This window comes from Silicimonas algicola (assembly GCF_003970735.1).
GTDB classification, from domain to species: domain Bacteria; phylum Pseudomonadota; class Alphaproteobacteria; order Rhodobacterales; family Rhodobacteraceae; genus Silicimonas; species Silicimonas algicola.
Map to the genome: position 1 here is coordinate 4,186,843 of NZ_CP034588.1, position 15,306 is coordinate 4,202,148.

13 protein-coding genes and 1 tRNA gene are annotated in these 15,306 nt (G+C 64.9%); 2 read left to right on the forward strand and 12 right to left on the reverse strand.

Going from position 1 to position 15,306, the window contains the following annotated elements; translation table 11 throughout:
• Window positions 1-5: 5 nt before the first annotated feature.
• The 4 genes from gltB to EF888_RS20790 all read right to left on the reverse strand — a co-directional run bounded on the left by gltB (window position 6) and on the right by EF888_RS20790 (window position 6,932).
• Window positions 6-4,538, reverse strand: coding sequence for a glutamate synthase large subunit (gene gltB, locus EF888_RS20775; protein WP_109759120.1), 4,533 nt, complete (start codon window positions 4,536-4,538; stop codon window positions 6-8).
• Window positions 4,535-4,978 (reverse strand): GFA family protein, encoded by a 444-nt coding sequence (locus EF888_RS20780; protein ID WP_109759121.1) that lies wholly within the window; start codon window positions 4,976-4,978, stop codon window positions 4,535-4,537. Before EF888_RS20780 ends, gltB begins: the two co-directional genes overlap by 4 nt.
• Window positions 4,975-5,406, reverse strand: coding sequence for a GFA family protein (locus EF888_RS20785; RefSeq protein ID WP_338143042.1), 432 nt, complete (start codon window positions 5,404-5,406; stop codon window positions 4,975-4,977). Before EF888_RS20785 ends, EF888_RS20780 begins: the two co-directional genes overlap by 4 nt.
• A gap of 92 nt (window positions 5,407-5,498) precedes the next feature.
• The gene (locus EF888_RS20790; RefSeq protein ID WP_109759122.1) at window positions 5,499-6,932 is read right to left on the reverse strand and encodes an NAD(P)-dependent oxidoreductase; all 1,434 of its coding nucleotides are present in this window, start codon (window positions 6,930-6,932) and stop codon (window positions 5,499-5,501) included.
• Between the two features lie 213 nt (window positions 6,933-7,145).
• Here EF888_RS20790 and EF888_RS20795 point away from each other — a divergent pair, with 213 nt between their 5' ends.
• On the forward strand, window positions 7,146-7,949 hold the full coding sequence (locus EF888_RS20795) for an undecaprenyl-diphosphate phosphatase (protein ID WP_109759123.1): 804 nt from the start codon (window positions 7,146-7,148) through the stop codon (window positions 7,947-7,949).
• Here EF888_RS20795 and EF888_RS20800 read toward each other — a convergent pair.
• Window positions 7,946-8,926: a complex I NDUFA9 subunit family protein gene (locus EF888_RS20800; protein ID WP_109759124.1), complete on the reverse strand. Its 981-nt coding sequence runs from the start codon at window positions 8,924-8,926 to the stop codon at window positions 7,946-7,948. The genes EF888_RS20795 and EF888_RS20800 overlap by 4 nt on opposite strands.
• Window positions 8,927-9,053: 127 nt before the next feature.
• Between EF888_RS20800 and EF888_RS20805 the strand changes: the two genes are divergently transcribed.
• A tRNA-Leu gene (locus EF888_RS20805) sits at window positions 9,054-9,140 on the forward strand.
• Here EF888_RS20805 and EF888_RS20810 read toward each other — a convergent pair.
• The 7 genes from EF888_RS20810 to EF888_RS20840 are packed head-to-tail and all read right to left on the reverse strand — an operon-like array spanning window position 9,103 to window position 15,226.
• Window positions 9,103-10,026, reverse strand: a complete 924-nt coding sequence (locus tag EF888_RS20810; protein ID WP_109759125.1) for a polysaccharide deacetylase family protein — start codon at window positions 10,024-10,026, stop codon at window positions 9,103-9,105. The genes EF888_RS20805 and EF888_RS20810 overlap by 38 nt on opposite strands.
• Window positions 10,023-10,448, reverse strand: a complete 426-nt coding sequence (locus tag EF888_RS20815; RefSeq protein ID WP_109759366.1) for a nuclear transport factor 2-like protein — start codon at window positions 10,446-10,448, stop codon at window positions 10,023-10,025. The genes EF888_RS20810 and EF888_RS20815 overlap by 4 nt, the downstream gene beginning before the upstream one ends.
• Window positions 10,449-10,467: 19 nt before the next feature.
• Window positions 10,468-11,121 (reverse strand): aspartate/glutamate racemase family protein, encoded by a 654-nt coding sequence (locus tag EF888_RS20820; RefSeq protein ID WP_109759126.1) that lies wholly within the window; start codon window positions 11,119-11,121, stop codon window positions 10,468-10,470.
• The gene (locus EF888_RS20825) at window positions 11,121-11,957 is read right to left on the reverse strand and encodes an ABC transporter permease (RefSeq protein ID WP_109759127.1); all 837 of its coding nucleotides are present in this window, start codon (window positions 11,955-11,957) and stop codon (window positions 11,121-11,123) included. The genes EF888_RS20820 and EF888_RS20825 overlap by 1 nt, the downstream gene beginning before the upstream one ends.
• 1 nt (window position 11,958) lies before the next feature.
• Window positions 11,959-12,891, reverse strand: a complete 933-nt coding sequence (locus EF888_RS20830) for an ABC transporter permease (protein ID WP_109759128.1) — start codon at window positions 12,889-12,891, stop codon at window positions 11,959-11,961.
• Between the two features lie 54 nt (window positions 12,892-12,945).
• On the reverse strand, window positions 12,946-14,211 hold the full coding sequence (locus tag EF888_RS20835; protein ID WP_109759129.1) for an ABC transporter substrate-binding protein: 1,266 nt from the start codon (window positions 14,209-14,211) through the stop codon (window positions 12,946-12,948).
• Between the two features lie 43 nt (window positions 14,212-14,254).
• Window positions 14,255-15,226, reverse strand: a complete 972-nt coding sequence (locus EF888_RS20840) for an ABC transporter ATP-binding protein (protein WP_109759130.1) — start codon at window positions 15,224-15,226, stop codon at window positions 14,255-14,257.
• Between the last annotated feature and the right edge of the window lie 80 nt (window positions 15,227-15,306).

Sequence of the window (15,306 nt, forward strand, 5' to 3'; positions counted from 1 at the left end):
AGTCCCTATTCCGCGGGAATCGCCCGCTTCACGTCCACCGGAACCGCCAGCTTGTTCAGCATTTCCTTCGGCACGATCTGGAGGAAGAAGCCCTTCTCCTCCTCCCAGTTCTGCAACAGCGTCGCGGCCTTCCGGCTGCCGGTCTCGGCCAGGTGCATCTCCAGAAGCTCCTCGAGCTCCTGCATGTAATGCCCCTCCTGCACCGGGATCATCACCACTGTCTCCATGTTGATGACCGCCCGCGTCGCGCCCTCGGGGTCATAGAGATAGGCCATGCCGCCCGTCATCCCTGCGCCGAAGTTCGCCCCGATCCGGCCAAGGATCACCGCCACACCGCCCGTCATGTACTCGCAGCCGTTCGACCCGCAGCCCTCGACCACCACCTTCGCGCCCGAGTTCCGGACCGCGAAACGCTCGCCCGCCCGGCCGGCGGCGAAAAGATAGCCGTCCGTCGCGCCGTAAAGCACGGTGTTGCCGATGATGACGTTCTCGTCCGCGACAAGCGGCGAGGCCATCGGCGGACGCACCACGATGGTGCCGCCCGACAGACCCTTGCCGACATAGTCGTTGGCGTCGCCCGACACCTCCAGCCGCAGACCCGGCGCCGCAAAGGCGCCCAGCGACTGGCCGGCCGAACCCTGAAGCTTCACCGTCAGGTGGTCGCGCTGCAGGTTGTTCTTCATCCCGAAACGTTTGACGATGTGCGACGAGGTCCGCGTGCCGATGGTCCGATGCGTGTTCCGCACCGCATACGAAAGCTGCATCTTCTCGCCGTCGTCGAGGAAGCGCGCGGCGTCCTTGACGATCTCGGCGTCCAGCGTGTCCAGCACCGGGTTCCGCGGCTTGTCGCGGTCATAGCGGATCGCATGCGCCCCATCGACCGTGATCAGAAGCGGGTTCAGGTCCAGGTCGTCCAGATGCGCCGACCCCCGGCTGACCTGGCTCAACAGGTCCGCGCGTCCGATCACCTCGCCCAGCGACCGCGCCCCGATCGAGGCAAGGATGTCGCGAACCTCCTGCGCATAGAAGGTGATGAGGTTCACTACCTTGTCGGCGTTGCCGGTGAACTTGGCCCGCAGGCGTTCGTCCTGCGTGCAGACCCCCACCGGGCAGGTGTTCGACTGGCACTGGCGTACCATGATGCAGCCCATCGCGATCAGCGCGGCGGTGCCGATGCCGTATTCCTCGGCCCCCATCATCGCCGCCATGACGATGTCGCGGCCCGTCCGAAGGCCGCCGTCGGTCCTCAGCGTCACCCGCTCCCGCAGATTGTTCATCGCCAGGACCTGATGCGCCTCGGTCAGCCCCATCTCCCACGGCAGGCCCGCATACTTGATCGAGGTCGCGGGCGACGCGCCCGTGCCACCGTTGTGGCCCGAGATCAGGATGACGTCGGCCTTGGCCTTCGCCACGCCCGCCGCGATGGTGCCGACGCCCGAGGACGCCACCAGCTTCACGCAGACCTTGCAGCGCGGGTTGATCTGCTTGAGGTCGTAGATCAGCTGCGCCAGGTCCTCGATGGAATAGATGTCGTGGTGCGGCGGCGGGCTGATGAGCGTCACGCCCGGCGTCGAGTGCCGCAGCCGCGCGATCAGTTCCGTCACCTTCATGCCGGGCAATTGCCCGCCCTCGCCGGGCTTGGCGCCCTGCGCAACCTTGATCTCCAGCTCTTCGCACTGGTTCAGGTACTCGGCCGTCACGCCAAAGCGGCCCGAGGCCACCTGCTTGATCTTCGCCGACGGGTTGTCGCCGTTCGATTCCGGCAGGAAGTGCGCCGGATCCTCGCCGCCCTCGCCCGAATCCGACTTCGCTCCGATCCGGTTCATCGCCACGTTCAGCGTCTTGTGCGCCTCGGGCGACAAGGCCCCCAGCGACATCCCCGGCGTCACGAACCGCTTCCGGATCGAGGTGATGCTCTCCACCTCCTCGATCGGCACCGGCTTGCCCATCGGCTTGATCGCCAGAAGGTCGCGCAGGTGGATGGGCGGCATCGCGTGCATCTTCGCGGTGTATTGCTGCCACATGGCATAGGACGCCTTGCTGCACGCCGCCTGAAGCATGTGCATCGACGTCGCTTCCCAGGCGTGCGTCTCGCCGGTGGTCCGCGCCTTGTAGAACCCGCCGATGGGCAGGACCGAAGACCCCGAGAAGCCCAAGGCGTGAACCTCCTCGGCCTTCTTCTGGATGCCCAGGATGCCGATGCCGCTGATCCGGCTGTGCATTCCGGGGAAATACTCGTTGACCATGGCGCGCGACAGCCCCACGGCCTCGAAGTTCAGCCCGCCCCGATAGGACGAGATCACCGAGATCCCCATCTTGGACATGATCTTGAGAAGACCCGCGTCGATGGCCGCGCGATAGCGCGCCACGGCCTCGGTCAGCGACCCCTCGATCAGCCCGCGCCGGATGCGGTCCGCGATGGAATCCTCGGCGAGATAGGCGTTCACGATGGTCGCGCCACAGCCGACCAGCACCGCGAAGTAATGCGGATCGATGCATTCCGCCGACCGCACGTTGAGCGAGCAGAACGTCCGCAGGCCCTTCCGCGTCAGCCACGAATGCACCGCGCTCGTCGCCAGGATCATCGGCATCGCGATCTTGTCGGCGTCCTGATGGTGGTCGGTCAGCACGATGTGACCCGCCCCCGACCGCACCGCGTCCTCGGCCTCGCTCCGCACCCGCGTCAGCGCGGCCTGAAGCGCGCCGTTGCCGCCGTCCGCCGGGAAGGTGCAGTCGATCTCGACCATCTCGGACTTGAACAGCTCGCACAGCCGCCCGTACTGGACGTTCGCCACGAAGGGACTGTCCAGCACGATGATCTCGGTCTGGCTCGAATCCTGGTCCAGCACGTTCTTCAGGTTCCCGAAGCGCGTCTTGAGGCTCATCACCCGGTACTCGCGGAGCGAGTCGATGGGCGGGTTCGTCACCTGGCTGAAGTTCTGCCGGAAGAAATGGCTCAGCGGCCGGTACTTATTCGACAGCACCGCCGAGGGCGTGTCGTCGCCCATCGAGGCCAGCGTCTCCTTTCCGTCCTCGGCCATCGGCGCCAGGATCTGCTCCAGCTCCTCGACCGTATAGCCCGACGCGATCTGCCGCTGCCGCAGCGCCTCGCCCTCGAACATCGGCGCCTCGGTCAGCCCCGACAGCTCGACGTCCAGCTCGGCGATCTTGCCGACCCATTCGCCGAAGGGCTGGCTCGCCGCCAGCGCATCCTTGATCTCGACGTCGTGGAACAGCTTGCCCGCGACCATGTCGACGGCGATCATCTGTCCGGGCCCCAGCGCGCCCTTCTCGATCACGCTCGACTCCTCGACCGGGACCATTCCCGTCTCGGACCCGGCGATCAGAAGACCGTCACCCGTCACGGTATACCGCATCGGCCTCAGCCCGTTCCGGTCGAGCCCCGCGCAGACCCAGCGCCCGTCGGTCATCGCCAGGGCCGCCGGACCGTCCCACGGCTCCATGACCGCATTGCAATAGTTGTACATGTCGCGCCACGGCTCGGGCAGCTCGGTCGCCTGCTTCGACCAGGCCTCGGGCACCAGCATCGTCTTCGCCATCGGAGCGTTCCGCCCCGCCCGCACCAGCACCTCGAACACCGCGTCCAGCGCCGCCGAATCCGACGCCCCGTTCGCGATGATCGGCTTGATGTCCTCGGCCAGCTCCCCGAACGTCGACGACGCCATCCGGATCTCGTGGCTCTTCATCCAGTTGGTGTTGCCCTTCAGCGTGTTGATCTCGCCGTTGTGCGCCAGCATCCGGAACGGCTGCGCCAGCCACCATTGCGGGAAGGTGTTGGTCGAATAGCGCTGGTGATAGATCGCGAAGGCGCTCTCGAAGCGCTCGTCCATCAGGTCGGGATAGAAGACGGCCACCTGCTCGGCCAGCATCATGCCCTTGTAGATGATCGACCGGCACGACAGCGAACACAGGTACAGCGTCGGCACCTGGGCCGCCGCCGCCGCCTTCTCGATCCGCCGCCGGATGACGTAAAGTTCGCGCTCGAAGGTCTCCTCGTCGACGCCCTTCGAGTTGGAGATCAGGATCTGCTCGATCTCGGGCCGCGTCGCGTTGGCCTTCTCGCCCAGCACGCTGATGTCCACCGGCACATGCCGCCAGCCATAGATGTAGTATCCCATCCGCAGGATCTCGGTCTCGACGATCGTGCGGCAGGTCTCCTGCGCCCCGAAGTCCGTCCGCGGCAGGAACACCTGCCCCACCGCCAGAAGCTCTTTCGGCCGAGGCTGGTGCCCGGTGCGCTCGACCTGGTCATAAAAGAACGGAACCGGGATCTGCACATGGATGCCTGCGCCGTCCCCGGTCTTGCCGTCGGCATCGACAGCACCCCGGTGCCAGACCGCCTTCAGCGCGTCGATCCCGTTCTCGACCACCTTCCGGGACTTCGACCCATCGATCGACACGATCAGCCCCACGCCGCAGGACGAATGCTCGGTATCCTCGGAATAGAGACTGTTTTCCGCCATCCATGCACGCTTCGCCTTTTCGGCGGCGGCCCAGTCTGCGTCGAACTTGGTCATTGCAGGTCTCCCTCTGCGATCCCGAACTTCGCAAGTGTCTCCTTGCGGGTCAGGCGGGTACGGTCGCCGGCATAGGCAAAGCTGTCCGGCTTGTTGTCGATATAGATCTCGTTGGTGAACACGAACCCCGACGGGTCGTCGAACAGGCCAATGGGCATCTCGAGGTTCTCGGCCATCGGCCCTTCGGCCGTGACGTGGTAATACAGCGGCGAGCCGCAGCGCGAACAGAAGGCGCGCTCGGCCCAGTCCGAGCTTTGCAGCCGCCCGATGCTGTCCGCACCCTCCCAGGTCACCGACTCGAGCGGCACCGTCACGCCCAGCAGCGCCGACCCTGTCCAGCGCCGACACATCTCGCAATGGCAGGCGCCGAAGGTCTCCGGCACCTCGGTCGCTTCAAAACGCACCGCACCGCAAAGACATCCACCTGTCCGCGCGCTCATGCCCCACCCTCCACATGCGGTTTCCCGGCCTCGTACTCGGCCTTGGTGACGCGCTCATGATCCCCCGAAAGTTGGGCGCAGGCAAAAGCGCGGTCGGCATAGACCTCGCGCACCAAGGGCATGTCGCGCGCACCCTCGAAAATTCCTGGAACGAACTCGTATGGGCCGCCGTCGTCGCGCAGCCACAGGTGCGAACCGCAGACCGGACAGAAGGCCCGCTCGGAGAAACTCGTAGAACGGTAGGTGCGGACCTCGCCAATGACCGTCACCGCCTCGTCGGGCGCATCGAACCCCCACTGGGGACCGCCGGTCCACCGCCGGCACATCGAACAGTGGCACGCGCTGGCGGAATGCTCATGCGCCGTCGCCGTGATCGTCACGGCGCCGCACAGGCAATGTCCTTTCAGCACTCCGGCCATTCCGTTCATGTCTTCTTCATTGATCGGGTCAGCCCTGCTGACCTTGGTTCATTTCAACGCACCGACGCGATACCGACGTAATACCGACGTGATACCGAAACCTATTCCGCCGCCACCGCCGCCGGTTTCGCGACGTACGACAGGATCGAATCCGCCGCCTCGCGCCCGTCGCGGATCGCCCAGACCACAAGGCTCGCCCCCCGCACGATATCGCCCACCGCGAACACGCCTTCGAGGCTTGTATGGTGCGTCCGGAAGTCGGCCTTGATGGTGCCCCAGCGGGTCACCTCCAGCTCGTCGACGCCCCACAGCGTCGGCAGGTCCTCGGGCTCGAACCCAAGCGCCTTCACCACCAGGTCCGCGTCCTCGACATAGTCCGATCCCTCGATCAGCTCCGGCATCTGCCGTCCTGTCGCATCGGGCGCGCCAAGCCGCATCCGCTGGGTCATCACGCCCGTCACGCTGTCGCCCGCGAACCCCTTGGGCGCGGACAGCCAGACGAATTCCACGCCCTCTTCCTCGGCATTCTGAACCTCGCGCTGCGAGCCCGGCATGTTGGCCTTGTCCCTGCGATAGAGACACTTCACGCTCACCGCACCCTGCCGGATCGCGGTCCGCACGCAGTCCATCGCGGTGTCGCCGCCGCCCACCACGACCACGCGCTTGCCCGCTGCGTTCAACTCGCCCGTGTCGTATTCCGGCACCTCGTCGCCGAAGCTCTTCCGGTTCGAGGCCGTCAGGTAATCGATGGCCCGCACGATGCCCTTGGCCCCGCTGCCGGGTCCGCCCAGGTCGCGGCTCTTGTAGACGCCGGTGGCGATCAGCACGGCATCATGCTTGGCGCGGATGTCGTCGAACGACAGGTCCACACCCACGTCGCAGTTCAGCACGAAGGTCACGCCGCCCTGCTCCAGCTGCTCGACGCGGCGCATGACCACGTCCTTCTCCAGCTTGAAGCCCGGAATGCCATAGGTCATCAGCCCGCCCGCGCGGTCATAGCGGTCATAGACCGTGACCTGCACGCCCGCACGCCGCAGCCGGTCCGCCGCCGCCAGCCCGCCGGGCCCCGCGCCGATGATACCGATGCTTTCCGACCGCTCGACCTTCGGCGCGATGGGCATGACCCAGCCCTGCTCCCAGGCCGTATCGGTGATGTACTTCTCGACCGATCCGATGGTGACCGTGCCGTGGCCGGACTGCTCTATGACGCAGTTGCCTTCGCACAGCCGGTCCTGCGGACAGATCCGCCCGCAGATCTCGGGAAAGGTGTTTGTCGACTGGCTGACGTCGTAGGCCTCGCGCAACCTTCCCTCGGCCGTCAACATCAGCCAGTCGGGAATGTTGTTGTGCAGCGGGCAATGCGTCTGGCAGTAGGGCACGCCGCACTGGCTGCAGCGGCTCGACTGCTCCTGCGCCTTCCGGTCCGCATACTCGGCATAGATCTCGTGAAAGTCCGTCCGGCGCTCGCTCGCGTCACGCTTCTGGGGCATGTCGCGTGGTACGCTGACAAACTTGAGCATGGGATTCTCTGCCATCGTCCATCTCCCTGTGGCACGGCCCTCTTACGTCGGTTCGAAAGTAATTAAAAGTCATATGTGCTGACCTATATGCGAAAGTTTTCGCCTGTCGCGGCGCAACTTTGCACCTTTCGAAGTATAATTAGGTCCGGTATGCGACCAATTCTTTCTCTTTCCTCGGAGTCACAAAGGGTTAGAGTGCGGCCTCCTTGACTCACTTCGCGGATCCCGATGCCCCTCCTTCACCTCATGCTCATCGCACTCGTCCAGGGCATCACGGAATTCCTGCCCATTTCCTCGTCCGGGCACCTGATTCTCCTCCCCTATCTCACCGGGCTCGAGGATCAGGGACAGGTCATCGACGTCGCCGTCCACGTCGGCACCTTGGGCGCTGTCGTCCTCTATTTCTGGCCCGACGTCCGCCGTGCCATCTTCGGCACGCTCCAGTTGGCCACCTTCAGAACCGACACGGAGGACGCCCGCCTCGCCCTCAACCTCGCCATCGCCACCGTTCCAGTCGTCATCGTCGGCCTGATCCTCTCGGTCACGGGCGCCGAGGACGCGATGCGCTCGGTCAAGGTCGTCGCCTGGGCCACCATCGTCTTCGGCATCGTCCTCTGGTGGTCCGATCGCAGCGGCCCGACGACGCGCGTCGCCGAAGACTGGACGATGCGCCACGCCCTCGTCATGGGTCTCTGGCAGGTCATCGCCCTGATCCCCGGCACCTCGCGCTCCGGCATCACCATCACCGGCGCGCGCTTCCTGGGCTACGAGCGTTCGGACGCGGCCCGTCTGTCGATGCTGATGTCGATCCCCACGATCCTCGCCTCGGGCGTGCTGCTCGGCGCCGAAGTCGCCGCCGACATGAACACCGCCGCCGCCCGCGACGGCGCCATCGCAGCCGCCTTCGCCTTCGTCGCCGCCCTGGGCGCGTTGCACGTCATGATGCGGCTATTGCGCAGCGTCAGCTTCACGCCCTACGTCATCTACCGTCTGGTGATGGGGGCCGTGCTGCTGGCGATCGCCTACGCCTAGTGGCGCAGGTTCCGCTTCCCGCGCGTCAGGTCGGAATACTGGCCATCGGGCCGGAACTGCCAGAGGTAGGACGGGATGACCGCCTCGGCCGCCATCGGCGCAACGCCAAGCTCCGCGAAACCCCTGGCATTCTCGGACACCACGTTGTCGTGGCGCAACTGGATCAGCTGGTCGGACGTCACCGGAGCCTTGAACAGCCCGCCCGTCACGAAGGACAGCGCCCCCGTCACCGCCGCGATGATGCGCCCCGCCCAGAACGGCAGGCCGACAATCAGCGCTCGCCTGCGGATCACGTCCAGCATGGTCCGGATCACCTCGCGGAAGTCCATCACGTCCGGTCCGCCAAGCTCATAAATCCCGGGAGCCGCCTGCCCGGTGACGCCCGCCACAGCAGCTTGGGCGACGTCATCGACATAGACTGGCTGGAACTTGGTCGACGCGCCGAACAGCGGCAAGACCGGCGACATCCGCGCCATGCCCGCGAAGCGATTGAAGAACTGGTCCTCGGGTCCGAAGGCGACCGAGGGACGCAAGATGACGGCGGTCGGAAAGGCCGCGAGGACATCCTCCTCGCCCCGGCCTTTCGACCTGGCATAGGCGCTGTCGCCCTCGGCATCGGCCCCGATGGCCGAGATATGGACGAGCCGCGCCACGCCCTCCTCGGCCGCGATCCGCGCAATCCGCTCGGCGCCCAGGTGCTGAAGCGCGTCCATCGAGTTCCGCCCCCTGGTCTCGAAGGTCCCGACGCAGTTCACCACAGCTTCCGCACCCCGCGTCGCGGCGCGCACGCTGTCGTCGTCGCGGATATTGCAAAACACCGCCTCGACCTGTCCGACGGTGCCATAGGGCTTGACGAAATGAGCCTCGTTCGGGCGGCGGACGGCCACGCGGACGCGCCATCCCTGGCGCGCCATGCGGCGGGCGACATAGCGGCCGACGAAGCCCGAACCCCCGAATATCGTGACAAGTCTGGCCATCGTCTGACCCTCCGTCCGTTCCGCCCGAGGGTGTAGCCGCCGCACCCCCTCCGGGCAAGGCGCATTTCGCCGCGAATGCCGTTGACAGCCTTTCGAGTCATGCCTATTTCACGCGCTCACGACACCTGCCCAGGTGGCGGAATTGGTAGACGCGCTGGCTTCAGGTGCCAGTGTCCTTACGGACGTGGAGGTTCGAGTCCTCTCCTGGGCACCAGTCGTTCCCCACCGGCGTTTGCGGCGTAGACATAACGGCTGATCTCGCCCGCACGGGTCAGCCAGATCGACTCCCGCTGCCCTGCGATATGCGCCAGGGCACCGCGCAGCCGCCGAAGACGATGCGGCTGTCCGACGATGTAGGGGTGAAGCGCGACCCCCATGACCAGGGGCTGGTCGGCGGACTGAAGCAGCATCTCTTCGAAGGCATCCACGATCATCTCTGCGAACTGGGACGCGCTGTCCTTTCTGGCGACGATGGCCGGGATGTCGTTCAGCTCCTGCGGATAGGGGATCGACAGGATGCGGCCCGTACGGGTCGTCATCCACACCGGCTGATCGTCCATGCACCAGTTGAGCGTATAGGTGTAGCCGGCCTCGACGAGCAGATCAGGGGTGACCGGGCTCTCCGCGATCCAGGGGCTGAGCCAGCCTTGGGGTGCGACGCCCTCGGCGACCCGGATGGTCCTGGTCGCCTCCTCGATCATCCGACGCTCGGCATCTTCGGACATAGTGCTCTGCCGCTCGGAGTTCGTTCGACCGTGTCCGGCGATCTCGTCGCCACGAGCCCGCACAGCTGCCATCAACTCCGGGGCGAAATCGTACATGGCGCTGTTCGCGAGGACGGTCGCGGGCAGACGCAAGTCGTCGAACAGTCGAAGAAGTCGCCACGCCCCCACACGATTGCCATAGTCGCGCCAGGCATAATTTAGAACATCGGGCTGAGGTCCGGCGGGCGCAAGCTCGGCGCCGAGCCCTTCGCCGAAAGCGAAGTGCTCGAGGTTCACGCCCAAGTAGACCGCCAGACGCTTTCCCTCGGGCCAGGAAAAGTCGGCGCGGTCAGTGATCGCACTGTAGCCATAGCGCGCGTGCGTTGGCAGCGTCACAGCGGCGCTTCAGCAAGTCCGTGCCGGTCGAGCAGGATCTCGGCGCTGTCGTTCCAGACCTGGCTTTCGACGATCAGCCCGTCGCGGACGGTGAAGATGTCGATGTAGCGATTCGTCTCGAAGGCCGTGCCATCCGGCCATTCACCATAGAGATACCCGGTGTTGAAGACCCTGACCTCTCCCGTGGTCTCGTCGAAGGCGGCATCGGTGCGCAGGAATCGCTTCTTCACCCATTTGTAGCGTCTGGCGTTGAACGCCGCGCTGTCCGCGGGGGAGGTGAAGGTCCGCCCGCCCGTAAAGATCAGACGGAAACCCGGCGCGATGTGCCGCGCGGCGCCCTCCGGGTCGGGCACCATGGAAAGCTCGAGGTAGGTCTCAACCGTCCGGCGAGCGGCGGCGAGGAGGCTGTGGGTTTCACTCATGGTCATCGCCTCCGTTCGATCATTGAAGCGCGAGGGCTGCCGCTGCGACGGCGAGGACCGCAGACGCCGCGACACCGTCGATCAGCCGTGCGCCCGTCCGCATTGCAAGCTCGGCGCGCAGATGCGCCATCCCGGCACACCCCAGCACGACGGTCTCGGCGCCGTCGGCGAGGGCTCGTTTGATCTCGTCCGTCAGGATGTCCAGTGTCTCTGGCCTGCCTTCTTCGATCGTGAGCACGGGAAGCCCACTGGCCCGAACCGATACGCAGTTTTGCCCGAAACCCTGCGCATCGATGTTTCCCTCGATGACTGGCACGGAGGCCGCCGTCGAGGTTACGACCGAAAAGCGCTGCCCCAGAAGCGCGGCAGCGAGGTAGGACGCCTGCCCGATTCCCAACACCGGACACGACGCGACCTGCCGCGCTTCGGCAAGACCCGTGTCGTCGAAACACGCAATGACGATGACGTCGGCGCCGCCCTCCGCCGCGTCCGACAGACGCGTCAGCATCCCTGGAACCGCCGCAAGCCCGTCCTCGAAGCCTTGGATCGATGAGGGACCGTCGTCGTTGGTGACTCCCGACACGGTCGCCTCGGAGGCCGCCGAACGGGCAACCGCGACGACGCTTTGGGTCATGGCGTCGGTCGAGTTAGGGTTGACGTACACCAGGCGCATCACACGCCTTTGCCAGCATCCGACCCAAGGCGGGCCCTACGCCTTTGAATGATCAGGACGGTCGCGATGAAGCTTCCGATGATCGCGAAGGAGAACAGCGTCGTCAGCGTGCCGAGGGCATAGATGACGGGCGTCGTCACATTCGTCGTCATTCCGAAGATCTCCAGCGGCAGCGTGTTGTAACTGCCGGCGGTCAGAAGAGTGCGCGCGAATTCATCGTAGGACAGGGTGAAGCCAAAGAGCGCCACGCCCAGCAACGATGGCGCGATGATGGGGAGGACGACGTACCTTATCGTCTGCCAGGCCGTCGCTCCCTGGTCGCGGGCGGCCTCCTCGTAGGATTTGTCGAAACGGTTGAAGACAGCAAACATGATCAGCAACCCGAAGGGCAGCGTCCAGGTGAGCTGCGAACCGAGGCCGGAGGTCGCCCAGTGAATCTTCAGGCCGAGTTGGGAAAAGATCAGCCCTACGCCAAGCGAGATCAGGATAGAGGGGATTACGAGAGAGGCGATCGCGAGGTAGAACAGCACCCCCGAGCCCGCAAACCGCTTCCGGAACGCGAGCCCGGCCATGACCGAGATCACGACGGTCGTGACCATGACGATCAGCCCAAGCGCGAAGGAGCGTCGGAACGCCCCCCAGATGTCGCCCACAGCCTGCTCCTGGAACAGGTCCGCGAACCAGTGCAGTGACACGCCTCGCATCGGGAAGGTCAGCCCGCCGCTCGGCCCCTGGAAGCTGAGAATGCCGATGGTGATCGTCGGGCCATACAGAAACAGGACGAACAGGCCGAAGAAGGCGGAAAGGACGTAGAAGCTTCGCGGGCGCGGCTCCATCTCAAAGCTCCTTCCGGATGTTCACGAAGCGCAGAAGGATGCCGATCACGATCAGCACGGTGCACAGCAGCACAACGGCCGTCGCCGCCGCCGAAGGATACTGCAGCAGTCCGATGTCGTTCGAAATCAGCCGGCCGACGTTGGCCTTCTGCGACCCCGACATGAAGCGGACGGTGATGAAGTCGCCCATCACCAGCGTCACGACGAAGATGGTGCCGATCATTATCCCCGGCTTGGTCAGCGGCAGGATGACATGCACCAGCGTCTGCAAACCCGAGGCGCCGTTGTCGCGGGCAGCCTCGAGGAGCGACTTGTCGATCCGCATCATCGTGTTGAAGACCGGCACGACCATGAACAGCGTGTAGAGGTGCACGAAGGCGAGGATCACCGCGAAATCCGAGTAGAGCAGCCACTCCAGCGGCTGGTCGATCACGCCCCAGTCGATCAGAGTCTGGTTGGCGATGCCGTTGCGTCCAAGGAAGGGGATCCAGGATATCATCCGGATGATGTTCGAGGTCCAGAAGGGGATCGTGCATAGCAGGAACAGCGCGATCTGCATGGTCTGGCTGCGGATGTGGAAGGCGAGGAAGTAGGCCACGGTGAAGCCGATGGCGAGGGTCACGGCCCAGGTAATGGAGGCATACTTGAAGGTCGCGAAAAAGACCCGGTAGGTGACGTCCGATCCGAACAGGAACTCGTAGTTCTCGAATGAAAAGGCCGGGATGATCGAAAACTCGGTCGCCCGCCAGAAACTGACCGTCACGATCATCGCTATGGGAGCGACAAGGAACGCGAGGAGGACGAGCGTCAACGGCGCCGCCTGAAGCCAGCCGCCCACGTTTGCCCCAATCCCGGCTCCGCGACGCGCCGGCCTTGCGGCAGCAACATCGCCCGGGGCTCCGCTTATGGCCCTGTCTGTCAGCGTTTCGGTCATCGGCCCTTCCCGGCGAGAGGCTGGCGCGGGGCGACAGCCCCGCGCCAAAGATCATCAGGCTGCGATGAACTCGTTCCACTTGCGGACCATGTACTGGTTCTCGTCCATCACCGCGTTCCAGCAGGCGACCGCGCCCATGCGCGAGTAGAAGTCGCCGCCATCGCGGACCTCGCCCGCCTGGGCAAGAGTGTCGCCGGTGGGCGAGGTGATGACGTCGGTGGCTTCCTTGCCCTCGAACCAGTAGCCCCACTCGTTCTCGGACATGAACTCCTTCGAGGTCTCGGGCACGGCCGAGTAGTAGCCCTGCCGCATCAGATAGCCGCCGACCCACCCGGAGAGATACCAGTTGATGTAGTCATACGCTGCATCCAACTCCATGCCGCTCAGCGACTTTGAAAGCCCGATTCCACCGCCCCATGAGCGGTAACCCTCTTTCAGCGGCTGGTAGACGCAGGGGATCCCGCGCGACTTGACCGCAGTGATCGCGGGCGACCACATCGACTGGATCACCACCTCGCCCGATGACATCAGATTCACGCTCTCGTCGAAGGTCTTCCAGAAGGCGCGGAACTGGCCGTTCTGCTTGGCTTCCGTGAAGATCGCCATGGTCTTGTCGATCTCCTCCTTCGTCATGTTGCCCTTGTCGCCGTACTGGACCTCGCCCATGGCCTCGCAGACCATCGCCATGTCCATAATGCCGATGGACGAGATGTCGAGGATCGAGGCCTTGCCCTTGAACTCGGGGTTCAGAAGCTCGGTCCAGCTTTCGATGGGACGTCCGATCAGGTCGGGGCGGATCCCCAGGGTGTCGGCGTTGTAGATGGTCGGGATCAGCGTCATCCATCCCGTCTCGCTATCGGCGAATGTGGTGCCGTCGGGCCCCTCGACGAAGCCCACGCTATGCGGCGCCGTGCCCTGCGCAATCACGCTTTCGGGCGTCAGTTTCCCGTCGCGGAAGATGCCGACGATCTTGTCGTAGTTGGCGATCTTCGAGGTATCCATGGCCTGGAGGTTGCCGGTCGGCCAGACCTTCTTGCAGATCCAGTACTCGATGTCTGCGATGTCGAAGCTGTCGGGCTGAGTGGCCGCGCGCTGCGTCACGCTGTCGGAATCGAGGGCTGTCATTTCCAGCGTGAAGCCCAGGTCTTCCTTCACCTTCTGTGCCACGTCGTTCAGGTTCGACACCCCTGTGCCGAACTGGCGCAACGTGATGTTCTTGATCTCCTGCGCCCAGATCATCGGCGCGGGAAGCGCGGTTGCCGCCACGGCGGCGGCGCCGCTCTTCAGAAGCGACCGGCGGGTGTATCCTACTTTTGCCATTTTATTCTCTCTGTCCGTTCGTGAGTTGTTTGTCTGGAGGCCGTCAGGCCATGAGGCGGTAAAGCCGCCCTTCGTCCCAGGCGAGGCCGACGGCATCGCCTGGGGTTTTCGGATCCGCAAAGAACGCGCCCTCGGGGACCAGTGCCAGGACCTCGGCACTTCCGAGCTTCGCCGTCACCGCCACCCTGTCGCCCTGGTACTCGACCTGGGAGACCGTCGCGGGCCGACCGTCATCGGTCAGCCTCACCTCATCGGCGCGGAGCGCAAAGCGGCCGCCGTCGAGGTCCATGATGTTGTGTCCACCGATGAAGCGAGCGACGAACTCGGTCTTTGGCGCGCCGAAGACATCGCGCGCCGATCCGGCCTGCTCGATCACCGCGTTGTTCATCACCACGATCTCGTCGGCGAGAGCCAGCGCCTCGTCCTGCGAGTGCGTGACGTGGATGAAGGATATGCCAAGCTCCCGCTGGAGCCGCTTAAGCTCGCCCCGGACACGGATGCGGAGGAACGGGTCAAGCGCCGACAGCGGTTCGTCGAGCAGCAGGACGCGCGGTTTCGTCACAAGCGCACGCGCCAGCGCCACGCGCTGCTGCTGACCGCCGGAAAGCTGCGCGGGCAGACGCTCGGCGAGGTGCGTCATGTCCACGAGCGCCAGCATCTCGTCCGCGGCCCTGTGGCGCGCAATCTTCTCGACACCCTTCATCCGCAGCGAGAAGGCGACGTTGTCCCGAACTGAAAGGTGCGGGAACAGGGCGTAGCTTTGAAACATCATCGCCGTTCCGCGCTTTGCCGGCGGCAGGACCGTGATGTCCTGACCGTCGAGCACGATCTCGCCCTCGGTGGCACTCTCGTGCCCGGCGATCATGCGCAGCGTTGTGGACTTGCCGCATCCAGAGGGCCCGAGAAGGCAGACATAAGTGCCGTTCCGAAAGACGTGATTGATGTCCTTCACAGCCAGCGTGTCGCCGTAGCGTTTAGTCAGGTGAACAAGTTCGAGATCCTTGCCCGTCCGCATCGCACGCCCCCTCGTTCGCTGCCTCTGTGGAAAGGTTGGTGTGAGTCGGCTGCGGAAGTGCAGGCGAAAGCGAAGCCGAA